At 63.6% G+C, this 23,375-nt stretch carries 28 protein-coding genes; 18 read left to right on the top strand and 10 right to left on the bottom strand.

Translation table 11 applies throughout. The features are described 5' to 3' along the window. Positions 1–72 precede the first annotated feature (72 nt). The gene (locus BM177_RS00575; RefSeq protein ID WP_091675876.1) at positions 73–813 is read right to left on the bottom strand and encodes a response regulator transcription factor; all 741 of its coding nucleotides are present in this window, start codon (positions 811–813) and stop codon (positions 73–75) included. Beyond that, the gene (locus BM177_RS00580) at positions 810–1,343 is read right to left on the bottom strand and encodes a MarR family winged helix-turn-helix transcriptional regulator (protein WP_091677293.1); all 534 of its coding nucleotides are present in this window, start codon (positions 1,341–1,343) and stop codon (positions 810–812) included. Before BM177_RS00580 ends, BM177_RS00575 begins: the two co-directional genes overlap by 4 nt. A gap of 267 nt (positions 1,344–1,610) precedes the next feature. Between BM177_RS00580 and BM177_RS00585 the strand changes: the two genes are divergently transcribed. From BM177_RS00585 to BM177_RS00610, 6 genes are all read left to right on the top strand, one after another. After that, the gene (locus BM177_RS00585; protein WP_091675879.1) at positions 1,611–2,498 is read left to right on the top strand and encodes a branched-chain amino acid aminotransferase; all 888 of its coding nucleotides are present in this window, start codon (positions 1,611–1,613) and stop codon (positions 2,496–2,498) included. Between the two features lie 342 nt (positions 2,499–2,840). Further along, a complete protein-coding gene (locus tag BM177_RS00590) occupies positions 2,841–3,077 on the top strand; it encodes an FmdB family zinc ribbon protein (protein ID WP_091675885.1) in 237 nt (78 codons plus the stop codon). 60 nt (positions 3,078–3,137) lie between these two features. Then, on the top strand, positions 3,138–3,380 hold the full coding sequence (locus BM177_RS00595; RefSeq protein ID WP_091675890.1) for a hypothetical protein: 243 nt from the start codon (positions 3,138–3,140) through the stop codon (positions 3,378–3,380). A gap of 233 nt (positions 3,381–3,613) precedes the next feature. Next, on the top strand, positions 3,614–4,222 hold the full coding sequence (locus BM177_RS00600; protein ID WP_091675898.1) for an HAD family hydrolase: 609 nt from the start codon (positions 3,614–3,616) through the stop codon (positions 4,220–4,222). Positions 4,223–4,302: 80 nt separating this feature from the next. After that, positions 4,303–5,502 carry an FAD-binding protein gene (locus BM177_RS00605; RefSeq protein ID WP_091675902.1) on the top strand — a complete coding sequence of 400 codons (1,200 nt, stop codon included), beginning with the start codon at positions 4,303–4,305 and terminating at the stop codon, positions 5,500–5,502. A 61-nt stretch (positions 5,503–5,563) separates the two neighbouring features. Next, a complete protein-coding gene (locus BM177_RS00610) occupies positions 5,564–6,883 on the top strand; it encodes a heterodisulfide reductase-related iron-sulfur binding cluster (RefSeq protein WP_091677297.1) in 1,320 nt (439 codons plus the stop codon). Positions 6,884–6,891: 8 nt separating this feature from the next. On the opposite strand, the gene dnaQ is transcribed toward BM177_RS00610, so the two are convergent. The 5 genes from dnaQ to BM177_RS00635 are packed head-to-tail and all read right to left on the bottom strand — an operon-like array spanning position 6,892 to position 10,578. Next, positions 6,892–7,608: a DNA polymerase III subunit epsilon gene (gene dnaQ / locus BM177_RS00615; protein WP_091675905.1), complete on the bottom strand. Its 717-nt coding sequence runs from the start codon at positions 7,606–7,608 to the stop codon at positions 6,892–6,894. Between the two features lie 34 nt (positions 7,609–7,642). Next, entirely contained in the window at positions 7,643–8,266 is a 624-nt protein-coding gene (gene coaE, locus BM177_RS00620; protein WP_091675910.1) for a dephospho-CoA kinase, read from the bottom strand. Between the two features lie 13 nt (positions 8,267–8,279). Then, positions 8,280–9,134: a shikimate dehydrogenase gene (locus BM177_RS00625; RefSeq protein WP_091675914.1), complete on the bottom strand. Its 855-nt coding sequence runs from the start codon at positions 9,132–9,134 to the stop codon at positions 8,280–8,282. Continuing rightward, positions 9,131–9,748: a Maf family protein gene (locus BM177_RS00630; protein ID WP_091675918.1), complete on the bottom strand. Its 618-nt coding sequence runs from the start codon at positions 9,746–9,748 to the stop codon at positions 9,131–9,133. Before BM177_RS00630 ends, BM177_RS00625 begins: the two co-directional genes overlap by 4 nt. Beyond that, on the bottom strand, positions 9,745–10,578 hold the full coding sequence (locus tag BM177_RS00635) for a pyruvate, water dikinase regulatory protein (protein WP_091677301.1): 834 nt from the start codon (positions 10,576–10,578) through the stop codon (positions 9,745–9,747). Before BM177_RS00635 ends, BM177_RS00630 begins: the two co-directional genes overlap by 4 nt. Before the next feature lie 432 nt (positions 10,579–11,010). On the opposite strand from BM177_RS00635, the gene hemE reads away from it, so the two are divergent. The 3 genes from hemE to rho all read left to right on the top strand — a co-directional run bounded on the left by hemE (position 11,011) and on the right by rho (position 14,009). Next, the gene (gene hemE / locus BM177_RS00640; RefSeq protein WP_425284346.1) at positions 11,011–12,066 is read left to right on the top strand and encodes a uroporphyrinogen decarboxylase; all 1,056 of its coding nucleotides are present in this window, start codon (positions 11,011–11,013) and stop codon (positions 12,064–12,066) included. Further along, entirely contained in the window at positions 12,063–12,494 is a 432-nt protein-coding gene (hemJ, locus tag BM177_RS00645) for a protoporphyrinogen oxidase HemJ (RefSeq protein ID WP_091675921.1), read from the top strand. The genes hemE and hemJ overlap by 4 nt, the downstream gene beginning before the upstream one ends. A 246-nt stretch (positions 12,495–12,740) precedes the next feature. Continuing rightward, on the top strand, positions 12,741–14,009 hold the full coding sequence (gene rho / locus BM177_RS00650) for a transcription termination factor Rho (RefSeq protein WP_091675926.1): 1,269 nt from the start codon (positions 12,741–12,743) through the stop codon (positions 14,007–14,009). A 311-nt stretch (positions 14,010–14,320) separates the two neighbouring features. Here the strand turns inward: rho and BM177_RS00655 are convergent, their stop codons facing one another. Next, complete coding sequence (locus tag BM177_RS00655) at positions 14,321–14,968, bottom strand: SGNH/GDSL hydrolase family protein (RefSeq protein WP_091675929.1); 648 nt, start codon at positions 14,966–14,968, stop codon at positions 14,321–14,323. Between the two features lie 16 nt (positions 14,969–14,984). Beyond that, the gene (locus BM177_RS00660; RefSeq protein ID WP_091675934.1) at positions 14,985–16,169 is read right to left on the bottom strand and encodes an acyltransferase family protein; all 1,185 of its coding nucleotides are present in this window, start codon (positions 16,167–16,169) and stop codon (positions 14,985–14,987) included. A 127-nt stretch (positions 16,170–16,296) separates the two neighbouring features. Between BM177_RS00660 and hisB the strand changes: the two genes are divergently transcribed. The 7 genes from hisB to coaA all read left to right on the top strand — a co-directional run bounded on the left by hisB (position 16,297) and on the right by coaA (position 20,951). Beyond that, on the top strand, positions 16,297–16,890 hold the full coding sequence (gene hisB, locus BM177_RS00665) for an imidazoleglycerol-phosphate dehydratase HisB (RefSeq protein ID WP_091675938.1): 594 nt from the start codon (positions 16,297–16,299) through the stop codon (positions 16,888–16,890). 96 nt (positions 16,891–16,986) lie between these two features. After that, the gene (locus BM177_RS00670; RefSeq protein ID WP_091675943.1) at positions 16,987–17,397 is read left to right on the top strand and encodes a DUF2628 domain-containing protein; all 411 of its coding nucleotides are present in this window, start codon (positions 16,987–16,989) and stop codon (positions 17,395–17,397) included. After that, positions 17,394–18,044 carry an imidazole glycerol phosphate synthase subunit HisH gene (gene hisH / locus BM177_RS00675; protein WP_091675947.1) on the top strand — a complete coding sequence of 217 codons (651 nt, stop codon included), beginning with the start codon at positions 17,394–17,396 and terminating at the stop codon, positions 18,042–18,044. The genes BM177_RS00670 and hisH overlap by 4 nt, the downstream gene beginning before the upstream one ends. Next, positions 18,032–18,781, top strand: a complete 750-nt coding sequence (gene hisA, locus BM177_RS00680; protein ID WP_175492444.1) for a 1-(5-phosphoribosyl)-5-[(5-phosphoribosylamino)methylideneamino]imidazole-4-carboxamide isomerase — start codon at positions 18,032–18,034, stop codon at positions 18,779–18,781. Before hisH ends, hisA begins: the two co-directional genes overlap by 13 nt. 24 nt (positions 18,782–18,805) lie before the next feature. Continuing rightward, entirely contained in the window at positions 18,806–19,588 is a 783-nt protein-coding gene (gene hisF / locus BM177_RS00685) for an imidazole glycerol phosphate synthase subunit HisF (protein WP_091675952.1), read from the top strand. Next, entirely contained in the window at positions 19,585–19,902 is a 318-nt protein-coding gene (locus BM177_RS00690) for a phosphoribosyl-ATP diphosphatase (protein WP_091675956.1), read from the top strand. Before hisF ends, BM177_RS00690 begins: the two co-directional genes overlap by 4 nt. 89 nt (positions 19,903–19,991) lie before the next feature. Then, positions 19,992–20,951, top strand: coding sequence for a type I pantothenate kinase (gene coaA, locus BM177_RS00695; protein ID WP_091675962.1), 960 nt, complete (start codon positions 19,992–19,994; stop codon positions 20,949–20,951). Positions 20,952–20,986: 35 nt separating this feature from the next. Here coaA and BM177_RS00700 read toward each other — a convergent pair whose 3' ends face one another. Continuing rightward, on the bottom strand, positions 20,987–21,880 hold the full coding sequence (locus BM177_RS00700) for a LysR substrate-binding domain-containing protein (RefSeq protein WP_091677313.1): 894 nt from the start codon (positions 21,878–21,880) through the stop codon (positions 20,987–20,989). Positions 21,881–21,994: 114 nt separating this feature from the next. On the opposite strand from BM177_RS00700, the gene BM177_RS00705 reads away from it, so the two are divergent. Further along, on the top strand, positions 21,995–22,447 hold the full coding sequence (locus BM177_RS00705; protein ID WP_091675965.1) for a cupin domain-containing protein: 453 nt from the start codon (positions 21,995–21,997) through the stop codon (positions 22,445–22,447). Positions 22,448–22,456: 9 nt separating this feature from the next. Continuing rightward, a complete protein-coding gene (locus BM177_RS00710; RefSeq protein ID WP_091675968.1) occupies positions 22,457–23,362 on the top strand; it encodes a dihydrodipicolinate synthase family protein in 906 nt (301 codons plus the stop codon). Positions 23,363–23,375: the final 13 nt, after the last annotated feature.

Consider the following 23,375-nt stretch of genomic DNA (forward strand, 5'->3'; position numbering starts at 1 on the left):
GAGCATAGTCTTGTCGATTGGATCGATTCACTCCAATCGGAATATGCTCCAGAGGCTCGCGAGCCCTCCGGTTCAGCGATCGACGAGCAAGCGGTAGCCGGCTCCGCGCGCCGTTTGCAGATGCAGCGGATTGGCGGGATCGCGTTCGATCTTGCGCCGCAGCCGGTTGACCTGGACATCGACCGTACGTTCGTTGCCGGCGGCGTGAGGACCGGCGAGCGCCTCGCGCGGCACCGTCTCGCCTGCGTTTTCGGCGAGCAGCCGCAGCATGTCGCGTTCGCGATCGGTCAGCCGAACGATCTCATCACGCTGTCGCAATTCGCCGCGTTCCAGATCGAAGCAGAAATCGCTGAACCTCACCTGCGTCACCGGCCCTTGCGCCGCGCGCGGCTGCGCCCGCCGCAGGATCGAAGCAATGCGCAGCGACAATTCGCGCGGCTCATAGGGCTTGCCAAGATAATCGTCGACGCCGCTCTCGAAGCCCTTCACGCGGTCGTCGGCGTCCGAGCGCGCGGTCAGCATCAGGATGGGAACGCGCGCGAGGTCCGACGCCCCGGAGCGAAGCGAACCGGCGAAATCAAACCCGTTCATGCCGGGCATCATGACATCGAGCACGATCAGATCGAAGGCGAGGCTCCTGAGACAGGCCATCGCCTCGGCGGCGTCGCCCGCCGTCGTGACCCGGTAACCCTGTTCGGTCAAAAACCGTGAAACGAGCGCGCGGATGCGGCGGTCGTCATCAACGACGAGGAGATGCGCCGCGTCGTCGGCGGGGGCGGCCCGCCATGCCTCCGAAGCCGCCTCCCCGGTCATCGCCGCGTTCTCTCGTCGAGGACATGAGGAAATCCGGTCACCGCACGGGGGCCGATCAGAGCCGCGACCTTGTCGCGCTCGTTCGCGTTGATCATGGCGAGCAGAAAATCGGTCGCGCCCGCCCGAGCGCCGTCGCCCAATTCGGCGAAGACTTCGGCGAATCGCTTCGATTGCAGATTCGCGACGGCCAGCGCCAGAACCCGGCCGCGCGCGGTGAGAAAAAGCTGCCGCTGACGGCGGTCCCTGGCGCCGTGGCGGGCCTCGACATAATCCTTGTCAAGCAATTCCTTGAGAACGCGGTTGAGGCTCTGTTTGGTAATTTTCAGGATTTCCAGCAATTCGGCGATGCTGAGGCCGGGCCGCCGGTTGACGAAATGCAGAACTCTGTGGTGGGCGCGGCCGAGGCCGAAATTTTCCAAAAGATGATCTGCGTCGGCGACAAAATCGCGATAGGCGAAAAACATCAATTCGATCAGGTCGAACGAGGGTTCGGCCCCGCCGGCGGGCGGCCCGGCGTATGTCGTCCCCATGCGCGGCGCGCGCAGCTCCGTCTGTTTCAGGTCCGCCTGTTTGAAGAGAGCCTTGTCCAAAGCAAACGCCTATAAGTCAGTATTATTGACATATTTCAGGTTAAATGTTAGGCGTCAAGCAGAAACGCTTGTTTCGCCGCTGCGGTTGTTTTGCGGCCCCGCCCTGTTTATCTTTGTTAAATCATCATCCTAGCCGGCCTCGAAGGTCCATTCCCGGCCGGCCTTCGATCTGGCCGCGACCCAGAACTGCCCCGGAGGAGCGACCCTATGTCCGGCTTGTCTTTCGACCAGCGCGACGGTTTCATTTGGATGGACGGCGCCCTCGTTCCCTGGACCGACGCCAAACTCCATGTCCTCTCGCACGGCCTGCACTATGGCTCCTGCGTGTTCGAGGGCGAACGCGCCTACGGCGGCAAGATCTTCAAGTCGTCCGAACATTCCGAGCGGTTCAGGACCTCGGCGCAGCTGCTCGATTTCGAGATCCCCTATTCCGCCGCCGAACTCGACGCCATCAAGCAAAAGGTCGTCGACGCCAACCATCTTCAAAATTGCTACGTCCGTCCCGTCGCCTGGCGCGGCAGCGAGATGATGGCGGTCGCGGCGCAGAATTCGACGATCCATGTCGCCGTCGCGGTGTGGGACTGGCCGAGCATGTTCGACATCGAAACCAAGATGAAGGGCATCAAACTCGACATCGCCGACTACAAACGTCCTGATCCCGCGACCGCGCCGTGCCGCGCCAAGGCCGCCGGCCTCTACATGATCTGCACCATCTCGAAACATCGCGCCGAGCGGCGCGGATACGCCGACGCGATGATGCTCGACTGGCAGGGACGCGTCGCCGAATGCACTGGCGCCAACATCTTCTTCGTCGCCGGCGGCGTGATCCACACGCCGATCGCGGATTGTTTCCTCGACGGCATCACGAGGCGCACGGTGATCGATCTCGCCAGGCGCCGCGGCGTCGAGGTGACCGAGCGCCGCATCATGCCCGAGGAGCTGACCGCCTTCGAGGAATGTTTCATCTGCGGCACCGGCGCGGAAGTCACGCCCGTCGCTGAGATCGGTCCCTACAGGTTCACGCCCGCCGCGCTCTCCCGCGCGCTCATCGACGATTATTCCGCCGAAGTGCAGCCCAAGCAAAAGGCGGCGTGAAGGCGGCGTGGAAAGGCTCGGCGATCTGGCCGCCGTTTCGCAGCCGTAGAGATTTTGCTGTTTACGCGCCGGCCTCAACGCCAGATCATGTGATTAGCGACGATGCGGGCTCGCCTCGGTCAATGCGACGCTCAGCCAGCCGCCCGCGCGCGTCGAAAATAGAAGGGCCGTCGCGACGCTACCGTTGACTGTCGTGTTCGCGACACTGGCGCGGCTTCGCCCGTCGAATTTTCCAGAACTGCCCTTTGCGGAAGCTGGTCCGATCCTCGGCGCCGGAGTTGCATAAACGTTAGGCGCGCCGCAAAGGCGCGCGCTTGACGTTTTCGGCCACGCGGGGATTTGATGCCGCTCTACGCTTACGCCTGCAACAGCTGCGACGCCGATTTCGAACTTCTGGTCCGCTCGTCCGACGTCCCTGTCTGTCCGTCCTGCGGCGGCAAGGATCTGACGCAGCAGATCGCGCGGATCTCCACCGAGATCAAATATCCGGGCGTCGCCAAATCCTGGCGGGCGGCGGCGGCGCGGTCCGGCGACATTTCCAACTTCAGCAAAAAAGAGATCGCGACCAAGAAGAGCTGAGCGCGCCTCAATTCCAAAGATTTCACCAGAGCAAAGATTTCACCAGAGAAGGTTCAAGGCATGGCCACGGAAGGGTTTTTCGTCGATTGGGACGGCAACGCGCGCAGCACCGACGATCCCGGCGGCGGATATGCCTGCGAAACCGATCCCGCCGCGCGCTATGTCGCGGTGGTTTCGAAAAACGGCGCCCTTGTTCATGAGGGAACCTTCTACAAAAGCCTCGCCGATATCGAAAAAGCGGGCATCAAGGCGCCTCTCGTGCCGGGCTCGCACCCCTGGGCGAAAAAGTCGGACGGGTTCTAGAAGCGCGCTTTCCGATCGCATGCAGTCATGCGATCGATCAGAAATCGCTCCAGAAACAAAAGCGTGAGTATATCCAACCGGAAGATGCTTCAGGAGCCGCGAAATCCTTAAGGCGCCTTCGGCAAGGGACGGCCTTCAGCAAGGGACAAAATTCGGCCCGCGGTTTCAAACGCGGCCCGAATCTGCTACCCCTCCCCGCCAATGCCACCCTTCAGCTTCGATCGCCGAGACCGATGACCGATCCCACCATCATTTTCGATCTCGGCGGCGTTCTCGTGCGCCACGACAACGACCTTTTGTTCGACCGCCTCGCGGCCTGCTGCCCTGACCCTCAGGCGGCGCGGCCTCATATGGAGGCCTGGCTGCACGCCGAGGATGTCGGGACCGGGCGGCTCGGCGTCGAGGCGCTCCATCAACGGCTCGCAGCGGAGCATGGATTCAACGCCGCCTATCCGCGTTTTCTCGAGCTCTGGAACAGCCATTTCAGTCCGGAGCCCGGCATGGAGCCGCTCGTGCGCAGCCTTGCGGCGCCCTATCGCGTCGTCATCTTCTCCAACACCAACGCCGCCCATATCGACCATATCCGCGACCTCTATCCGGCCTTCGGCCACGCCCATACGGCCTATCTTTCCTACGAACTCGGCCTCGTGAAGCCGGACCCGGCCTCCTACCGACGCGTGCTCGAACTCGAACGCCGCGCGCCGCAGGACTGCATCTTCATCGACGACCGCGCCGACAATACCGCCGCGGCCGCGGCGCTCGGTATGAAGACCGTGACCTTCACAGGGGTCGACTCCTTCCTGGCGGCCATGGCCGGCCATGGCGTCCGCATCGAGCGTTAGCTGGCGGCGCCGCCTCTCCCATTTGAGGCGTTCCCGATTATGGACTACGATCGTCGCAATATCCGGCGCGCGGGGTTTCCATGTTCGTCTTGAATCCCGCCGATCCGACCGAGGTCGAGGCGGCCGTCGCGGAAGCCGCGGCCAACAGAACGCCGCTGGCGATCACGGGCCTCGCCTCCAAGGCGTCGCTCGGACGTCCGACGAACGCGATCCGACTCGACCTTTGCGCCCTCACCGGCGTCACCTTCTACGAACCCGAGGAACTGGCGCTGTCCGCCCTCGCCGCGACGCCCGTCGCAACGATCGAGGCGCTGCTCGCCGAGCATCATCAGGAGCTCGCCTTCGAACCGATGTCCTTCGGCGCGCTCTACGGGACCGGCTCGGGCACGATCGGCGGCTGCCTCATGACCAACCTCTCCGGCCCGCGCCGGATCAAGGCGGGCGCCGCCCGCGACCATGTGCTCGGGATCAAGGCGGTGTCCGGGCGCGGCGAGGCCTTCAAGGCGGGCGGGCGGGTGGTCAAGAACGTGACCGGCTACGATCTTTCGCGCGGCCTCGCCGGATCATTCGGAACCCTCGCCGTCGCGACCGAGATCACCTTCAAGGTGCTGCCGCGCGCCGAAACGCTCGCGACCCTGGTTCTACCGGGTCTTGAATCCGAGGCGGCCGCGGCGGCTCTCTGCGCGGCGATGGGCGCTCCCGTCGACGTTTCCGGGGCCGCGCATCTCCCGCTCTTCGCCGCCGCGCGCCAGGGGTTTCCCCGCGCCGCCACGCTCCTGCGGCTGGAGGGTTTCGCGCCCTCTGTCGCCGCGCGGCTCGACCAGTTGGAGGCCGCGCTGCGACCCTTTGGCCGCGCCGAACGGCTTGATGCGGCGGCGTCGACGATCCTGTGGCGCGCGATCCGCGACGCCGCGCCGCTGGCCGAACATCTGGATTCGCTGATCTGGAAGATCTCGGTCGCGCCGAAGGCCGGCCCTCTGGTTGCGGCGGCGATCGGAAATGAGCTTCCGGTCGAGGCGATGTTCGACTGGTCGGGCGGCCTTGTCTGGCTGGCGCTCGATCCGGCCCATGGGTCGGCGGGCGCCGACGCGGGCGCCGGAATAATCCGCCGGGCGGTCGCGTCGCATGGCGGCGGCCACGCGACTTTGATGCGCGCGCCGATCGAAATCCGCGCCATCGTTCCCGTGTTCGAGCCACAGCCCGATGCGCTTAGGGGTCTCGCCGCGCGGCTGAAAGCGCAATTCGACCCGCTCGGCATTCTGGAGCCGGGGCGGATCTAGAGCGCTTTCCGATCGCATGAAGTCATGCGATCAATCGGAATATGTTCTAGGTCAGGACGACATGCAGACGAATTTTACATTGGCGCAGCTCGCAGATCCCGCCACGGCCGAGGCGGACAAGATCCTGCGCGCCTGCGTCCATTGCGGCTTTTGCACCGCGACCTGTCCGACCTTCGCGCTGCTCGGCGACGAACTCGACAGCCCGCGCGGGCGCATCTATCTCATCAAGGAGATGCTCGAACACGGCCGGCCGGCGGACGCCGAGACCGTCAAACATATCGACCGCTGCCTCTCGTGTCTCGCCTGCATGACGACCTGCCCGTCCGGCGTCAATTATATGCACCTCGTCGATCAGGCGCGCACGCGGATCGAGGACACCTACCAGCGGCCTTTGACCGACAGGCTGATCCGGGCGATGCTGGCTTTCGTGCTGCCCTATCCGCGCCGCTTCGCCTTCGCGCTGCGCGGCGCCGGTCTCGCCGCTCCGCTCGCGCAATTGTTCGCCCGTTGCGGCGAACCCGGGCGGCGCATCGCCGCGATGCTGCGGCTGGCGCGCGCGCCCACCTTGACGCAGCTGTCGCCGCCCGCGCTCGAATTTCCCGCCGCCGGCGCGATCGCGCCTTCGGCCGGCGCCGTCGCCAGGGTCGCCATTTTGCAGGGCTGCGCTCAGAAAGTTCTGCGGCCGCAGACCAACGCGGCCACCATACGCCTGCTCGCCCGTCTCGGCGTCGAATCTGTTCTTGTCGAGGGCGAGGCCTGTTGCGGCGCTTTGCTGCATCACCTTGGCGATGAAGCGCCCGCGCTGGAACAGGTCCGCCGCAATGTCGATGTCTGGACGGCCGAGATCGAGACGAAGGGACTCGACGCCATCATCATCACGGCTTCGGGCTGCGGCACGATGATCAAGGACTACGGCTATCTGTTGCGTCTCGACCCGGCCTATGCGGACAAGGCCGCGCGGGTCGCGGCGCTCGCCAGGGACGTCACGGAATTTCTCGGCGGCCTCGCGCCGCCCCCACCGCGCGATGTTGGAAAACGTGCAATCGCCTACCATTCCGCCTGCTCCATGCAGCACGGCCAGAAAATCGACGCGCTACCGAAAAAGCTTCTGGCGGAGGCCGGCTTCGATGTGCGTTCGATCCCTGAGGGACACCTGTGTTGCGGGTCGGCTGGAACCTACAACATCCTCCAGCCCGAACTGGCCCTGTTGCTGCGCGAGCGCAAGATCGTCAACATCCTGAAGACCAGCCCGGATTGCGTCGCGACCGGCAACATCGGCTGCATCACGCAGATCGCCAGCGGGCTCGACCTGCCTGTGGTTCATACCGTCGAGTTGCTCGACTACGCCTATGGCGGACCAAAGCCCACGGAGCTTCCGTGACGTTGAGCTTATTTCTCCGCGGCTTCCTGCGCGAGTGAAGCAACCTCATACTGCCGCCACAAGGCCTTCGGCCCGAGACTCTCGATGAAAGATTCGTGTTCGCGGAGCTCCCCGTCCGTGAGCGCTGTCGCCAAAGGTTGCGGCCGCTTTTTGAGCAAGAGTCCCGTCGCCGTCTCGCGCGCGGCGGCGGCCGTCGCGAAGCCCAGCGTCGCCTGCCGGCCGCCCATCAGCTCGGCATAGACCTCGGCGAGAATTTCGGCGTCGAGCAGCGCGCCATGTTTGGTCCGGCGGGAGGCGTCGATCCCGTAGCGCGCGCAAAGCGCGTCGAGGCTGTTCGAGGCGCCGGGATATTTGCGCCGCGCGAGCGCCAGCGTGTCGGTGACCCGCTCGAGGCTGATCGGCGGCGCGCTGAGGCGGGCAAGCTCGGCGTTCAGAAAGCGAAGATCGAATTCGGCGTTGTGCGCGACGATCCTTGCGTCCGCCACGAAGGCGAGGAACTCCGCGCTGATCTGCATAAAGGTCGGCTTGCCGGCGAGGAATTCGGATGAGAGCCCGTGCACCCGGAACGCCTCTTCGGGCATGTCGCGTTCAGGGTCGAGATAGACATGAAAACTTTGCCCTGTCGGAATGGCGTTCAAAAGCTCAAGACAGCCGATCTCGACGATCCGGTGTCCGCTGGCCGGGTCCAATCCCGTCGTCTCGGTGTCGAGAATGATTTCGCGCATGAAATTCCTTAGAGCATATTCCGATCGGATTGAATCAATCCAATCGATAGCCTTCAGGAGGCCGCGCATGTCCGCTCGCTCCCGCCAGAGCACGCAAGACGCCGCGCACCTGCCGTCGCGCGATCTCGAGCCCGTGGCCGGTGTCGATGATGAAATGCGACCTCGCGCGTTTCTCCGCATCCGGCGTCTGTTTCGCCAGTATGACCGCGAGCCACTCCGGCGTCATGCCCCGCCGCCGGCCGACGCGGGCCTTTTGCACAGATTCCGGCGCGCTCACCAGAACGACGGCGTCGACATTTTTTTCGCCGCCGGTCTCGAATAGCAAAGGAACGTCGAGAACGACGAGCCGCACGCCGCTCCGCCGCGCCTTTGCGAGGAAGGCGTCGCGCGAGGCGAAAACGAGCGGGTGCACGATCGTCTCCAGTCGGCGCAGCGCCGCGTCGTCCTCGAGCACAAGGGCGCCGAGCCGGCGGCGGTCCACTTCGCCGTTCACGACAACGCCGGGGAAAGCCGCTTCGATAGCGGCGGCGGCCGGCCCATTGTAGAGTTCATGGACCGTTGCGTCGGAATCATGCACGGGGACGCCCTCGGCGCGAAACATCGCGGCCGTTGTCGATTTGCCCATTCCGATAGATCCGGTGAGGCCCAAAACAACCATCAAGGCGCGCCCATCAGACTGCGCCTCTAATGTCGGCCTCGACCAGCGCGCGCAATTCCTGGCTGACGCTGGGCCGTGTTCCAAACCAGCGCTCGAACCCCGGAACCGCCTGATGCAGCAGCATCCCAAGGCCCGAGACCGCGCGTAAACCTCTTTTTCGCGCCGCGGCGAGGAGATCCGTTTCGAGCGGGACATAGACGATGTCGCAGACGACCGCGAACGCAGGCAGCGGGGCGAGATCGACGTCAAGCGGCGGCTGTCCTTTCATGCCGAGCGAGGTGGTGTTGACCAGAAGACCGGCGTGCTTCAGAGCCGCCGGCAGCGCGTCGTAGGCGATGGATTCAACCGCCGGGCCAAAATGCCGGGCGAGGTCGTCGGCGCGCGCTTTCGTGCGGTTGGCGAGGGAAATCTGTTTCACGCCCCGCTGAAGAAGCGCAAAAAGGATCGCCCGCGCCGCGCCGCCGGCCCCAAGGACGACGGCGTTTTCGGCCCTGTCAGCCCAGCCCGGCGCATCCTGGTCGAGAGCGCCGAGAAAACCTTCCGCATCGGTGTTGTCGCCGCAAAGAAGTCCATCCTCGAACCACAATGTATTGACAGCCTGAAGCATCCGCGCCGTCTGCGTCGTTCTGGAACAAAGGGCGAAGGCGGCCTCCTTGTGCGGCAAGGTGACGTTTCCTCCAGCGAACCCCCGGGCGGCGAGCGAATGCGCGAATTCGGGAAAATCCTGCGGCGCGACGGCCTCCCGTTCGTAGGAACCCGCAATCTTCAATTGGTCCAGCCAAAAGCCGTGAATCATCGGCGATCTCGAATGCGACACCGGCCAGCCGATCACGCAGGCTTTCGGAGCGGCGAGGTTTGTTGGGGTCATCCGGCGAGACTTCCTTCCTCGCGTAGAAACGTCAGCAAAGGCGCCAGCGGAAGACCAAGGATCGTCGAATGATCTCCCGTCGTCCGCTCGATCAGATGGACGCCGAGACCTTCGATCTGATAGGCGCCGACGCTCGAAAGAATCGCCTCGCCGGCGGCGTCCGCATAGGCCGCGATAAATTCCCGTGAAAGCGTCCGGAAGCCAATCCTGGCGACAGGGGCCGCCTCGAACAGAACCTCGCCGTCGCGGACGAGGCATAAGGCCGAATGAAGCTCGTGGACGCCGCCCTGCAGGGTTTCGATCTGGGCGATGGCTTCGGACCGGGAGCTGGGTTTGGAGAAAAGGCGCCCCTCAAAGCAAAGGACCTGGTCCGCCCCGAGCGCCAGCCGTCCCGGCAGCATCGCCGCCCCGGCCAGTGCTTTGACGCGGGCGAGAGAGAGCGCGATCTCATTGGCTCCTGCGCCCGCCGCGCGCAGGGGCGCTTCAACGGCGCGTTCGTCGATGGCGACATCGCAGGTCTCGAAGGGAACGCCCGCCGACGAAAGAACGGCACGCCTCGCGGTGCTTTTCGAGGCGAGGACCAGCGGATCGGCGCGCCGCCAAAGCCTGCTCATGACGCAGAGATGAATTTCATTTTGTGCATTTTATAAAGATCGATGATCGCGGCCGCGGTTTCCTCGATCGAGCGCCTCGTCACATCGATGGTGGGCCATCCGTGCTTCGCGAAGAGCTCGCGCGACCGGTTCACTTCATTGGCGACGAGGAACCTGTCGACATAGGGCGAATTCTCGCTCGCGTTCAGGGATCGGAGCCGATTGGTCCGGATCTGGACAATGCATTCGGGAGAGGCGAGCAGCCCGACGATCAGCGGATTGCGAAGCGTCTCGATCGCCCGCGGCAGGGGGGCGTCCGGAACAAGCGGAAGATTGGCGGTCTTGATGCCGCGATTGGCGAGATAGATGCTCGTCGGCGTTTTCGAGGTGCGGCTGACCCCGAGTAAAATGACGTCCGCGGCTTCGTAATTGTCGGATTGCTGCCCGTCGTCATGCATCATGGTGAAATTGAGCGCGTCGATCCGCCGGAAATAATCCGCGTTCAGCATGTGCTGCGCGCCGGCGCGCGGCGTGGCCGCCGCCCCGATATAGGACTGGAACATTGTCATGACAGGCTGCAGGACGGAATGGCACGGCGCCCCGATCTCTCGGCAGGCCTGTTCCAGCTTATGCGCCAGATCCTGCTCGACAAGCGTGAACAGGACAAGACCGGGATTCGCCTTGATCTCGGCGATCGCATTTTGAAGCTGAACCTGCGAACGCACCATCGGATAGACATGTTCAAGGGACGAGACGCCCTGATATTGCGCGGCGACAGCGCGGCTGACCGTGATCAGGGTCTCCCCGGTCGCGTCCGAAATCAGATGCAGATGGAAATAATTGCGTCCCAATTTCTCATCCGGACTGTCCCGCGAGGACGTGAGGCCCGGTCGCGTCGAAAACCAAACGGCCTGTCCCAAAGCGGCGGGATTGCTTGGGACAATTGTGGATAAGGCCCGCGCGTCGCCTCTGACAACAGAATTATCGCCCAAACCGGCCAGAACCTTCAACAGCCGCCGGTCTGTGCGGGAACAAAAACAGAGCGGCTGTGAATAATGGTCGAGGCGGGATAAAACCGGAGCGAAAACTGGAGAGGACGTGGCATCTTGTTCAAATTATTGGTAAAGCCCCTCCCGCGCACTTTGCGCCGCAAGCCTGTGCGTAACGTGAAAAAGCGCCGTTCCGGCCAGTGACAGTGGATAGCTGCGAACTGGCTTTAATCACTCCCTAAACGCCTTAGAAACAGTTTAAGAAGATTCATATCTTATTAAGGATCTTATGCCTTGGAAGGCTTGAAGCGCACGCAAGAGAAGCTGTTTCTCCGTGTTCTCGATGGAGAATCCGGTTCCCCGCCACCCGTCTGGCTCATGCGCCAAGCCGGCCGGTTTCTGCCGGAATATCGCGCGTTGCGGGCGAACTACCCTTCCTTTCTCGACTTCTGCTACACGCCGAAGGCCGCGGCGGAAGCGACTCTGCAACCGATCCGGCGGTTCGGCTTTGACGCGGCGATCCTTTTCAGCGACATCCTTGTCGTGCCCCATGCGCTTGGCCAGACAGTCTCCTTTGAACAGAATGAAGGCCCGAAACTCGATCCCATCTCGTCAGCTGAGGATTTCGCCAGACTGAACGAGGCGATCGATCTTTCGCGTCTCAACCCGGTGTTCGAGACGATCGACCGGCTCAAGACCAGCCTGCCGCCGGAAACGGCGCTGATCGGCTTTTGCGGCGCGCCCTGGACCGTCGCGAGCTATATGATCGCGGGACGGGGAACGCCCGATCAGGCCCCGGCGCGGCTGTTCGCCTACCGCAACCCCGATCTCTTCCAGAAGCTTATCGACAGGCTCGTCGCCGCTTCGACCGATTATCTCACGCGGCAAATCGACGCTGGAGTCGAGGCCGTCCAGATTTTCGACACCTGGGCGGGGGTTCTTCCCACCGGCGAATTCGAGCGCTGGTGCGCGGCTCCCATCAAGGCCATCGTCGCCGGGGTCAAGCAAAAGCGGCCCGGGACGCGGGTGATCGGATTTCCCAAATCCATCGGTCCGAGGCTTGGGGCGTTCCTGGAGCAAACGGGCGTCGACGCGCTCGGCCTTGATCCTTCGGTCGATCCCTCCTGGGCGGATCGCGAATTTTCAAAAGACGTCGTCCTGCAGGGAAATCTCGACCCGCTCGCCCTTGTCGCCGGCGGGGCTCCGCTCGCCGCCGGCGTGACGAATATCCTCGCGGCGTTCAACGACCGGCCGCATATTTTCAATCTTGGCCATGGCGTGCTGCCGCAAACGCCCGTCGAGCATGTCGAGGAGCTGCTTCGGATCATTCGCGGCGGGTCGCCCGCATGACGAGTTTTTATCTCTGGATCAAGGCGCTGCATATCGTGGCGGTGATCGCCTGGATGGCGGGACTGCTCTATCTGCCCCGGCTTTTCGTTTATCATGCGGAGGCGCCGGAAGGTTCGGAGCAAGCCCAAACCTTCGTCGTGATGGAGCGCAGATTGATGCGGTTCATCATGCTTCCGGCGCTCGTCGTCGTCTGGGCGAGCGGTCTGACCCTCGCTATCGAGGCAGGCTTCCTTCAGGCCGGCTGGCTCCACTGGAAGCTGCTGCTAGTCCTTGGCATGACAGGCCTGCACGGCTATTTCTCGGTCCTGCGGAAGCAACTCGCGGCTGAAACCAATCGCCATTCCTCGCGTTTCTTCCGCATGATCAACGAAGCGCCCACGCTTCTTATGCTTGGAATAGTCGTTCTGGTTGTCATCAAACCCTTTTGATTGTACAAAAGATGGCCCGGGGGACTTTGGCTTGTCAAAACGGGCGAATCCCTCTACGTATGAATGCCCTCCTCGCAGGTTTTGGCTATGATCGGGCGCTTCTCCTGCGCTGCGGCAAGACAATATCGCCTGTTTCACCAATTTCCTGATTGTCCAGGCACGTTCCGCCCTCCGGGCCAAGGTTGCGTAAAAGCCGCCCGCCCCTAGCGCGTTCAAGGCGCGCCACCCTCCAAGGACTTTATCCCCATGCGGGAAATTAAACTGCAGGACTTGAAACTCAAGTCGCCGACCGAATTGCTCGCCTTCGCCGAAGAACACGAAGTCGAGAACGCATCGATCATGCGCAAGCAGGAGCTGATGTTCGCCATCCTGAAACAATTGGCGAGCCGCGAGATCGAGATTATCGGCGCCGGCGTCATCGAGGTTTTGCAGGACGGCTTCGGCTTCCTGCGGTCCCCCGACGCCAATTACCTCGCGGGACCGGACGACATTTATGTGTCTCCGTCGCAAATCCGCCGCTTCGGCCTGCGCACCGGCGATACGGTCGAAGGCCTGATCCGCAGCCCGAAAGAGGGCGAGCGCTATTTCGCGCTGCTCAAGGTCAACACGATCAATTTTGAAGACCCCGAGAAAATCCGGCATAAGGTCCATTTCGACAATCTGACGCCGCTTTATCCCGACGAGCGGCTGAAGCTTGAAATCGACGATCCGACCCGCAAGGATCTCTCCGCCCGCGTCATCGATATCGTCGCCCCCATCGGCAAGGGCCAGCGCGCGCTGATCGTCGCCCCGCCCCGCACCGGCAAGACGGTGCTGTTGCAGAACATCGCGCAATCGGTCACCGCCAATCATCCCGAATGCTATCTGATCGTGCTTCTGATCGACGAGCGGCCGGAGGAGGTCACCGACATGCAGCGCTCGGTCAAGGGCGAGGTCGTGTCCTCGACCTTCGACGAACCCGCCGTGCGCCACGTCCAGGTCGCGGAAATGGTCATCGAAAAGGCCAAGCGCCTCGTCGAGCACGGCCGCGACGTCGTGATCCTGCTCGACTCGATCACGAGGCTGGGCCGCGCCTACAACACTGTCGTGCCGTCTTCCGGCAAGGTGCTGACCGGCGGCGTCGACGCCAACGCCCTGCAGCGGCCCAAGCGCTTCTTCGGCGCCGCGCGCAACATCGAGGAAGGCGGCTCGCTGACCATCATCGCGACAGCGCTGATCGACACCGGATCGCGCATGGACGAGGTCATTTTCGAAGAATTCAAGGGCACCGGCAATTCGGAGATTATCTTGGACCGCAAGGTCGCCGACAAGCGCACTTTCCCGGCGATCGACATCACCCGGTCCGGCACCCGCAAGGAAGAATTGCTCGTGCCGCCCGACATTTTGAAAAAGATGTATGTCCTGCGCCGCATCCTGAACCCGATGGGCACGATCGACGGCATCGAATTCCTACTCGGCAAATTGCGCGAGACGCCGAAAGGCAACGCGATGTTCTTCGAGGCGATGAACACGTAGGGATTTGGGCGACCTCTTCCTGAGCGCGCGCGAAGCGGGCGTCTCGAGGGACGAGGGAAAATTGGACCGCGTAAAACGGCCTCTGGGGCCAGTCCATTCATCGCACGGCCGAATCGGGACGCGCTTTTCTGCCGCCTTGCGATCAATGAGTTTTTGTTCGCTTCGTCGCGATTTTTTTTGCCGATTCTGAAGCCGGTTGAAAGAGAGGCGCCGGTTGCGCCGTAAGAAATTTTGCGCGCAAAGCTTCCGCATTGAGGACGTTATTTTTCGCAGCTACTTTCCGATACTGCCGAAATCAGCAAGCCATCGCCTCACCACACAAAATCCACCGCCTCCAGGAACGCCCGCGCCAGAATCATATGGCCGGTCAGGGTCGGGTGGATGCGGTCGCCGGCGAGCGCCGCCGGATGAACGAGGGTGAGAATATCGTCGAACGCCGCCTGGCAATCGACGAAGATCGCGCCGTGGCGTTGGGCGACGCGGCGCACCGCCTGCCCATAGCAATCCATCATCGCGCGCAGCGGATCGTCGCGGTTTGGCTCGATGAAAAAGGGCGACATCAGCACCAGACCCTTGAGATGCGGCCGGGTCGCGCCGACAAGCTGCTCCAAAGTCGCTGAATATTCGTCGAGGCCGACATGCCATTCCGTTTGCAGCGGGGCGTCGAACTGGCGCCAGACGTCGTTGATGCCGATCATGACCGAAAGCCAGTCGGGCTTGAGGTCCAGCACGTCGGCCTGCCACCTGTCGGCGAGATCGCGCACCGTGTTGCCGGAGACGCCGAGATTGCGGATGCGGATCTTTTCGCGCGGGCAGGCGGCGCCGAGAAGCGCGTTGACGAGGGAGACATAGCCGTTGCCGATATCCCAGCTGACGGCCTCGCCGATCGGCCGGGCGCGGGCGCAATCGGTGATCGAATCGCCGATCATGAGCAGGGAGCTGCCGCGCTCGATCTTCATCGGACGGTCTCGAAGGTCATGACGTTTTCTCCAAAGCCTGAGGAGTTTTGGCGCCCGCCTGATCCTCCGGCGGGCCGGCGGCGGGCTGGCGCAGGTTCATGAGGGCGGAGCGGATCTGTCCGGTCCGGGTCTCGAACACGCGGGAGACGAGAAACGCGCCGAGAACGCAGACCGCAATGGTGACGCCGAGCTCCAGGAACGGCGCCGGAGCCGGGGCGACGTTGACCCGGGGAAATCCGGCGCCCTGAAACGCGGCGACGGTGAAAAACACCAACGGCAGATGAATCGCATAAAGCGTATAGGAGAAGTCCGCCGCCCAGCCGAAGAAACGCGGCGCGAGCGGAAACGAGACGAGTGGGCGGCAGGCGATGGCCACGGCGGCGCCGATGGCGATCATCGAATCGGTCTCGAGTTCGGTGGCGACCCGCTCATGGCGCAGGACCATCCCGGCGACGATCAGAGCGACGCCGGCGACGCCGGCCGGAAGCGGAAGCGGACGGGACTGGAGGACATGGCGCGACAAGGCGCCCCCGAACCAGGCGCTGAACCAGAACACGGCCTCTTTGGGATAATGGCAGATTGTCAGGGCGATCGCGCAAATGAGGACGAGCGTCAGCAGCCGCAGGCCGCGCGAGGCGTTCCACAGGATCGCGAGAAGGATCGCGGGGGCGAACAGATACAGCGCCCATTCGTAGCCAAGCGACCAGAGAGCCGGGTTCTGCTCCCAGGCGCGGCAGCTGAAGCCCTGTAATCCGGACACGAAGCAGATCGCCTGGGCGACGCCGCCGAAATCGAGCTGGAGATGAGACGTGAGCGGCCCTTCCGGCGGGTCGTTCAGGACAAGCAGGCCGAAAAGGAAGATCAGCTGGGTGATGATGAGCGCGGGGAAATAGACCGCGTAGATGCGGGCGAACCGTGCGATGAGATAGCGCACGAGGTCGAAACGGCCCTGCCGGATGGATTTGGTGAGGCTGCCTCCGATCAGGAAACCGCTCAGGATGAAAAAGATCACCACCGCCTGATGGCCGAGATCGGTGATGAAATAGAAGAGCCAGAGCAGCGGGCCGGGCCGATCGATCTGATCGACATTGAGAAAATAAAATGCGCGGCTATGCGCGAACACGACGAGAAGCGCGGCGTTCGCGCGCATGAAGTCGAGCAGCGGCCAGTGAGTCGCCGCCTTGCCTGAATCGCCGGTCATCGTCCCTCTTGAAGCAGCCGCGATCCGTCTTCGGTGCGGCCGCGAATGCGTCAGAGTAGCCAACCCGGCCAGAGCTTGCTAGAGCAGGCGCGAACAATGCATCGAGCCATCAAGCGAGCGATCAAGAATGCGCGCCGCCGCCCTCTCCCGCAAAACCAAGGAAACCGAAATCGACGTCAGCGTCGATCTCGACGGGTCCGGCGCGGCCCAAATCTCGACCGGGATCGGGTTTTTCGACCATATGCTGGAGCAACTGGCCCGGCATTCTCTGATCGACATGGCGATCAGAGCCAGGGGCGATTTGCATATCGACCAACATCACACGGTCGAGGACACCGGCATCGCCCTCGGGCAGGCGATCCGCCGGGCGCTGGGCGACATGGCCGGGATCACCCGGTTCGCCGATGTGCTTTTGCCCATGGACGAGACGCTGACCCGCGTCGCCATCGACATTTCCGGGCGGCCGTTCCTGGTGTTCAGGACCAGCTTCCCGAGGGCCAAAATCGGCGAATTCGACACCGAACTGGCGCGGGAGTTCTTTCAGGCCTTCACGACGCACGCGGGCATGAACATCCACGTCGAGACCCTTTACGGCGAGAATTCGCACCATATCTGCGAATCGGCGTTCAAGGGCCTCGCCCGCGCCCTGCGCAAAGGCGTCGAGCTTGACGAGCGCCAGCGCGGCGCGATCCCCTCGACGAAGGGATCGCTGGCGGGGTAATCCTCGAGGGCTCCCGTTTGGCGCCCGGATGCCCTAGACAGAGGCCACGCCGGGCGAGGCCGGTGGCGGGTGCTTAAATTTTTGAGGAGCCGGACCATGGCTGTCTATTCGGTTCACACGCGCGAAGACGGGACCGGCGTCGCCGACGCCGCCTTCGTTCGCGAGGGGTTCAGCTTCGGCGCCTTTTTCTTTGGGCCGCTCTGGCTCGCGCGGCATCGGCTCTGGCTCGCGATGATCGTCTGGTTCGCCCTGTGGCTCGTTCTGTTCGCGGCGGCGGCGCTGAACCTGTGGACGGCGACGGCGGCCTTGACGGCGGTCTTGCTCCTTGCCGCGCTGCTGGGATTCGAGGCGAACGCCCTGCTCGAGGCCCGGCTGGCGAAGCGCGGCGGAAGGCTGATCGACGTCGTTGCGGCCCCTGCGCTCGAGGAGGCGCAAAGCGCGTTTTTCCGGCGCCTTGCCGGAGACGATCAAGAGCCCGCCGCATTCGATCCCGGACCTTTTTCGTGAACGTCGCCATTGTCGATTACGGCTCGGGCAATCTGCATTCAGCCCGCAAGGCCTTCGAGCGCGCCGCGCGCGCCGCCGGGCTCGACTGCGCCATCGCCGTCACCTGCGACCCCGATCAGGTGTATGGCGCCGACCGGATCGTCTTGCCGGGCGTCGGCGCCTTCGCCGATTGCCGCCGCGGCCTCGACGCCCCGCCCGGCCTGCTTGGCGCCCTTACCGCCGCGGTTCAGGAAAAATCCCGGCCGTTCCTCGGGATCTGCGTCGGAATGCAGCTGATGGCGACCCGCGGCCTCGAACATGGCGTCACCCCCGGCCTCGGCTGGATCGAGGGCGACGTCGACGCCATCGATTCCGAAGGCGGGCGGCTACGCATTCCGCACATGGGCTGGAACACGCTCGACGCGCGGCAGGATCATCCCTTGCTGGCCGATATCCCGACCGGCCCGGACGGGCTGCACGCCTATTTCGTGCATTCCTACGCTTTCAGGCCGGCGCAAGCCGCGGCGATCATCGCCTCCGCCAGCTATGGCGCGCCCCTCGCCGCAATCATCGGCAAGGACAACATGGCGGGCGTCCAGTTCCACCCGGAGAAAAGCCAGAGCCTCGGGCTCGCGCTGATCGCCAATTTTTTGAGATGGCGGCCATGATTCTCTTTCCGGCGATCGACCTCAAGGACGGACGCTGCGTGCGCCTCGAACGCGGCGACATGCAAAAGGCGACGATCTTCAACGACGATCCGGCCGCGCAGGCGCGAACGTTCGAGGCGCAGGGGTTCGCTTATCTTCACGTCGTCGATCTCGACGGAGCCTTCGCCGGCCGCGCTGTGAACGCGCCGGCGGTCGAAGCCATTCTCGCGGCGGTGAAGATCCCGGTGCAGCTTGGCGGCGGCGTCCGCGATCTCGCCGCCATCGAGAACTGGCTCGCAAAGGGCGTCTCCCGGGTCATCATCGGGACGGCGGCGGTGCGCGATCCCGAACTCGTCCGCAGCGCCGCGAAACGTTTTCCCGGCGCGGTCGCGGTCGGCATCGACGCGCGGGCGGGGGAGGTCGCGGTCGAGGGCTGGGCCAAAACGTCGGCGCTGAGCGCGGCCGAATTGGGAAAAAAATTCGAGGACGCCGGCGTCGCCGCCATCATCTACACCGACATCGACCGTGACGGTTTGCTGCGCGGCCTCAACATCGAGGCGACCTTGGCGCTGGCGAACGCCCTCGCCATTCCCGTCATCGCCTCGGGCGGCCTCGCTTCGATGGCGGATATCGAACGGCTGTTGGAGCCCGACTGCGCCAAACTCGAGGGCGCCATCGCGGGACGTGCGCTTTATGATGGCCGACTCGATCCGAGGGAAGCGCTGGCGCTGATCGCGCGGGCGCAGGCGCCTGCATGAAGACCCGCAAGCCCGGAAACGCCGATGCTTAAAGCCCGCCTCATTCCCTGCCTCGACGTCAAGGACGGCCGCGTCGTCAAGGGCGTCAATTTCGTCGATCTGCGCGACGCCGGCGATCCGGTCGAATGCGCCATCGCCTACGACGCGGCGGGGGCGGATGAACTTTGCTTTCTCGACATCACCGCAAGTCACGAGGATCGGGGCATCCTGCTCGACGTCGTCCAGCGCACGGCGGAGGCCTGTTTCATGCCGCTCACCGTCGGCGGCGGCGTGCGCACGCTCGAGGATATCCGCGCCCTGCTGCTTGCCGGGGCCGACAAGGCGTCGATCATGACCGCCGCCGTCGCCAACCGCGAATTTGTCCGGCAGGCGGCGCAAAAATTCGGCAATCAGTGCATCGTCGTCGCCATCGACGCCAAGCAGACCGGCCCGTACCGCTGGGAAATCTTCACCCATGGCGGGCGCAAACCGACCGGGATCGACGCGGTTGACTACGCCCGGGAGGTCGTCGCCCTTGGCGCCGGGGAAATCCTGTTGACTTCGATGGATCGCGACGGCGTCAAGACCGGCTTCGACCTCGCGCTGACCCGCGCCGTGGCGGACGCCGTCAGCGTTCCCGTCATCGCCTCGGGCGGCGCCGGGACGCTCGAGCATCTCGTCGAGGGCGTCCGGGACGGCGGCGCCAGCGCGGTGCTCGCCGCCTCGATTTTCCATTTCGGCGAATTCACCGTCAGTGAGGCCAAGCGCTTCATGGCGCAAAAGGGCCTCCCGATGCGGCTCGATCCCGCGACGGAGCCGGCGCGATGAGCTTCACCCTCGACGATCTCGCGGCGATCGTCTCCGCCAGGGCGGGCTCCACCACGGAGGCCTCCTACACCAAGTCGCTGCTCGACGCCGGTCCGGCCCGCGCGGCGAAGAAGCTCGGGGAAGAAGCCGTCGAACTGGTGATCGCGGCGATGGAGGGCGAACCCCGCGCCATCGTCGCGGAAAGCGCCGATCTGCTTTATCATCTCGTCGTCGTCCTGCAGCAGCATGGCGTCGCGCTTGCAGACGTGCTGGCTGAACTCGAGCGGCGCACCGCCCGCTCCGGACACGAGGAAAAAGCGTCGCGGCCGGCCTAGAGCATATTCCGATCGGATTGAATCAATCCGATCGATAAGAATATGCTCATGTTTTTGACTCTGGAGCGCTGCGAGGACAAGGGGACTTCATGGACCAGCGCGCCAGACCCGCGGCCCTCGCGTCGCCCTATCATCGGTTCAGTAGGAGCGAATGGGCGGCGCTCGCCGCCGACGCGCCGCTGACCCTGACGGCGGACGATCTTGCGCGGCTGCGCTCCACCAACGACCCGATCTCGCTCGAAGACGTCGCCGCGATCTACCTGCCGCTGTCGCGCCTGCTCTCGCTCTACGTCGGAGCCACGCAAGGCCTCTACAAGGCGACCCGGAGCTTCCTTGGCGCGGATGACGGCAAGACGCCGTTCATCATCGGCGTCGCGGGTTCTGTCTCGGCCGGAAAATCGACGCTGTCGCGGGTGATGCAGGCGCTGCTCTCGCGCTGGCCCAACACGCCGAAGGTCGATCTCGTCACCACCGACGGGTTTCTCTATCCGAACGCCGTCCTCGAGCGCGAGGATCTGATGGGAAAAAAGGGCTTTCCCGAAAGTTACGACAGCGCCGCCCTGCTGCGGTTCCTCTCCGACGTCAAGGCGGGGGAGCGCCATGTCGAGGCGCCGGTCTATTCGCATGTGGTCTATGACATCCTGCCGGGCGCGAGCGTCAAGGTCGACCGGCCGGACATCCTGATCGTCGAGGGGCTCAACGTGCTGCTGCCGAGCCGCCCGGCGAAGGACGGCAGGGCGGCGCCCTTCGTCTCGGATTTCTTTGATTTTTCGGTCTACCTGCACGCCAGCGAGCGCGATCTTGAGGACTGGTTCGTCGCCAGATTTATGCATCTGCGGCAGACCTCGTTCCGCGAACCGCAGAGCTATTTCATCAAATACGCGGATCTGAACGATTCGGAGGCCGAGGCTGCGGCGCGCGACATCTGGACGAGGATCAACCTGCGCAATCTGCGCGAGAATATTCTACCGACGAAGCCAAGAGCCAATCTCGTGCTGACCAAGGGCGCGAGCCACCGGATCGAGGAGGTGGAGCTGAGGAAGTTGTAGGGTTGCTTTAGTCGGCGATCGGCTTGCGGCGCAAGCTACCTTGGCGCGCCGGTCCTGAAATACGCGCGAACAATATCTTCAAATTTCTGGGCGGCCGGAGTCGTCAGCCCTGCTGGACCCTTGAGAAGACACACCGTGCGTTGAGGCGGCGCGGGTTGGATGCGTCCGAAATAAAGATCGAGCTTGGGCGAGACGCTGCTGGCGTCGGCGGGAACGATCGACACACAGGCTCCGTCGCTTACGGCGCTCATGATCGCCGAGAACGTGTTGAATTCGAGCACGCGCTTCGGGCTGACGCCATGATGTTGTAGAAAGGCGTCGATCGAGGCCCTCGTCGTGTAGCCGTGAGAGAGCAGCGCCAGGCGCTGATCGGCGAGCGCTCGCGGCTTTATAGTCGGTAAAGCGGCGAAGGCGTGGCTCCGCGCGCAGACGAAAGCGAGGCTGTCCGTGTAGAGCTTGTAGGCGGCGAGCGGCGGCGCCACCGGGCCGATGCCAACGCCAAGACTGAGTTCTCCGGACGCGAGTCGATCAAAAATTTCGGCGTTTGCAAGCTCCAGCACCTCGATGTCGACGGCGTCATGACAGCGAATGAATTGAGACACGATGGCCGGCAGATACAGCGCGTTGAAGGTCTGCGTCACTCCGAGCCTCAGACGCCCCCGCTTCAGCCCGCGATAGGCGTCGATCGTCTCGCGCAGCGCATGCGTGACGGCGAGAGCGCGCCGGGCGTGATCGACTGCGATCACGCCAGCCTCCGTCAACCTGACGATACGGGCGGAGCGATCGAACAGCCGGACGCCGAGATCATCCTCCAAATCCTTGATCGTCTGCGACAACGCCGGCTGTGACACGTTCAGCGCGCGCGCGGCGCGCGTGAAGCTCAGTTCGTCGGCGATCCCGACGAGATAGCGGAATTGCCGCATCTGCATAACGACTCCGATATCATAAGGCATTCTTATTGTCAGTATTAAATTCGTGTCTTTGACTTATCCAAGCCCCACGGCGATCATTACGCCGAAATCCAACCTCCGCAGGGTCGCCGCATGAGCACGCAGACAAAGTTTCATTCCGCTGATTTCGACAAGACGCCGCCCACCTTCGCTTCGACGCTGCCGGACCGCCTCGTTCACCGCGGCGTTGAAAAGGAGGATACGCGCGCCGCCTATTCCGTGGAACGCAAGCACCCTGTGCATTTTGTCGATCTGCCCTCGAACGCTGTCAGCGTGACCGTCGGCGGCCTTGCGCCCGGGGGCCGCTCCAACCGGCATCGGCACACTTATGAAACCATTCTCTACGTGCTCGAAGGCCGCGGCTACTCAATGATCGAGGATCGAAAGATCGAGTGGGAGCCTGGCGACGCCCTCTACATTCCGGTCTGGGCCTGGCACCACCATGTCAACGCAGATGCGGAAAAGCCCGCGCGCTACCTCGCCTGCGAGAATGCGCCCATGCTGCAAAATCTTGGACGACTCGCAATCCGCGAAGAAGAGAAGTGAGACGCATACATGACCATCACCTCACTCGAAGGCATCATCGCTTATCCAGTCACGCCCTTTCGTCCGGACGGGTCCGGCATCGATGAACAAGCGTTTCGGCGGGTTACCGAGAATCTCCTGCGTTCTCATCCGGCCGCCATCGCGTTTCTCGGCAGCGCGGGAGAAAGCGCCTACCTGACCGATGATGAATGGCGCCGCGCCGCGAAGGTCGGCGTCGAGACCGTCACGGGGCGCGCGCCGGTCATTCTGGGCGTCAGCGAGCTTACGACTGCCGCGGCGGTGTCGAAGGCGCGATACGCGAAGGAGATCGGCGCCGACATGCTCATGGTGATTCCCGTCTCCTACTGGAAACTCGCCGAGAACGAAATCTACAGCCACTTCGAGGCTATCGCGGCGGCGACCGATCTGCCCATCATGGCGTATAACAACCCGGCGACAAGCGGCGTCGACATGCAGCCGGCCTTGCTCGTGCAGCTCGTTTCGAAGATCAAGACCGTCTGCTTCGTCAAGGAGAGCAGCGGCGACCTCAACCGCATGCACGCGATCCGGACGTTGTCGAACGGCGAAATTCCATTCTACAACGGCGCCAATCATCTCACCCTTGAAGCTCTCGCCGCCGGCGCGAGCGGCTGGTGTACGGCTGCGCCCAATCTCCTCGACGACCGGCCGCATGCGCTCTTCGAGCACATGCGCAAAGGACGCCTTGCCGAGGCGCGGGAGCTTTTCTATCAATTGCTGCCGATACTCGGCTTCATCGTCGTTGGCGGTCTGCCGACAACCGTGAAAGCCGGGCTGAGGCTGCGTGGTCTCGACGCCGGCGATCCACGTCCGCCTCTCAAACCTCTGCCGGACGCCCCGCGGCGTGAACTCGAAGGTTTTCTCGCGACGATCGGCGTCGGAGCGATTTCCGCCTAGAGCATTCCGATCG

Origin of the sequence: Methylocapsa palsarum, from assembly GCF_900114285.1 — a bacterium.
Lineage (GTDB): Bacteria > Pseudomonadota > Alphaproteobacteria > Rhizobiales > Beijerinckiaceae > Methylocapsa > Methylocapsa palsarum.

Excerpts from the sequence above, each read along its gene's own strand:
- BM177_RS00610 (WP_091677297.1), top strand. The coding sequence starts at position 5,564 with ATGCAGACGAATTTTACATTGGCGCAGCTCGCAGATCCCGCCACGGCC.
- BM177_RS00590 (WP_091675885.1), top strand. The coding sequence starts at position 2,841 with ATGCCGCTCTACGCTTACGCCTGCAACAGCTGCGACGCCGATTTCGAA.
- BM177_RS00575 (WP_091675876.1), bottom strand. The coding sequence starts at position 813 with ATGACCGGGGAGGCGGCTTCGGAGGCATGGCGGGCCGCCCCCGCCGAC.
- BM177_RS00605 (WP_091675902.1), top strand. The coding sequence starts at position 4,303 with ATGTTCGTCTTGAATCCCGCCGATCCGACCGAGGTCGAGGCGGCCGTC.
- dnaQ (WP_091675905.1), bottom strand. The coding sequence starts at position 7,608 with ATGCGCGAAATCATTCTCGACACCGAGACGACGGGATTGGACCCGGCC.
- hisB (WP_091675938.1), top strand. The coding sequence starts at position 16,297 with ATGCGCGCCGCCGCCCTCTCCCGCAAAACCAAGGAAACCGAAATCGAC.
- BM177_RS00710 (WP_091675968.1), top strand. The coding sequence starts at position 22,457 with ATGACCATCACCTCACTCGAAGGCATCATCGCTTATCCAGTCACGCCC.
- BM177_RS00690 (WP_091675956.1), top strand. The coding sequence starts at position 19,585 with ATGAGCTTCACCCTCGACGATCTCGCGGCGATCGTCTCCGCCAGGGCG.
- BM177_RS00705 (WP_091675965.1), top strand. The coding sequence starts at position 21,995 with ATGAGCACGCAGACAAAGTTTCATTCCGCTGATTTCGACAAGACGCCG.
- hisA (WP_175492444.1), top strand. The coding sequence starts at position 18,032 with ATGGCGGCCATGATTCTCTTTCCGGCGATCGACCTCAAGGACGGACGC.
- BM177_RS00585 (WP_091675879.1), top strand. The coding sequence starts at position 1,611 with ATGTCCGGCTTGTCTTTCGACCAGCGCGACGGTTTCATTTGGATGGAC.
- BM177_RS00600 (WP_091675898.1), top strand. The coding sequence starts at position 3,614 with ATGACCGATCCCACCATCATTTTCGATCTCGGCGGCGTTCTCGTGCGC.
- hisF (WP_091675952.1), top strand. The coding sequence starts at position 18,806 with ATGCTTAAAGCCCGCCTCATTCCCTGCCTCGACGTCAAGGACGGCCGC.
- BM177_RS00595 (WP_091675890.1), top strand. The coding sequence starts at position 3,138 with ATGGCCACGGAAGGGTTTTTCGTCGATTGGGACGGCAACGCGCGCAGC.
- BM177_RS00655 (WP_091675929.1), bottom strand. The coding sequence starts at position 14,968 with ATGAAGATCGAGCGCGGCAGCTCCCTGCTCATGATCGGCGATTCGATC.
- BM177_RS00700 (WP_091677313.1), bottom strand. The coding sequence starts at position 21,880 with ATGCAGATGCGGCAATTCCGCTATCTCGTCGGGATCGCCGACGAACTG.
- BM177_RS00630 (WP_091675918.1), bottom strand. The coding sequence starts at position 9,748 with ATGAGCAGGCTTTGGCGGCGCGCCGATCCGCTGGTCCTCGCCTCGAAA.
- coaE (WP_091675910.1), bottom strand. The coding sequence starts at position 8,266 with ATGGTTGTTTTGGGCCTCACCGGATCTATCGGAATGGGCAAATCGACA.
- BM177_RS00660 (WP_091675934.1), bottom strand. The coding sequence starts at position 16,169 with ATGACCGGCGATTCAGGCAAGGCGGCGACTCACTGGCCGCTGCTCGAC.
- BM177_RS00670 (WP_091675943.1), top strand. The coding sequence starts at position 16,987 with ATGGCTGTCTATTCGGTTCACACGCGCGAAGACGGGACCGGCGTCGCC.
- BM177_RS00625 (WP_091675914.1), bottom strand. The coding sequence starts at position 9,134 with ATGACCCCAACAAACCTCGCCGCTCCGAAAGCCTGCGTGATCGGCTGG.
- rho (WP_091675926.1), top strand. The coding sequence starts at position 12,741 with ATGCGGGAAATTAAACTGCAGGACTTGAAACTCAAGTCGCCGACCGAA.
- coaA (WP_091675962.1), top strand. The coding sequence starts at position 19,992 with ATGGACCAGCGCGCCAGACCCGCGGCCCTCGCGTCGCCCTATCATCGG.
- hemJ (WP_091675921.1), top strand. The coding sequence starts at position 12,063 with ATGACGAGTTTTTATCTCTGGATCAAGGCGCTGCATATCGTGGCGGTG.
- BM177_RS00580 (WP_091677293.1), bottom strand. The coding sequence starts at position 1,343 with ATGGGGACGACATACGCCGGGCCGCCCGCCGGCGGGGCCGAACCCTCG.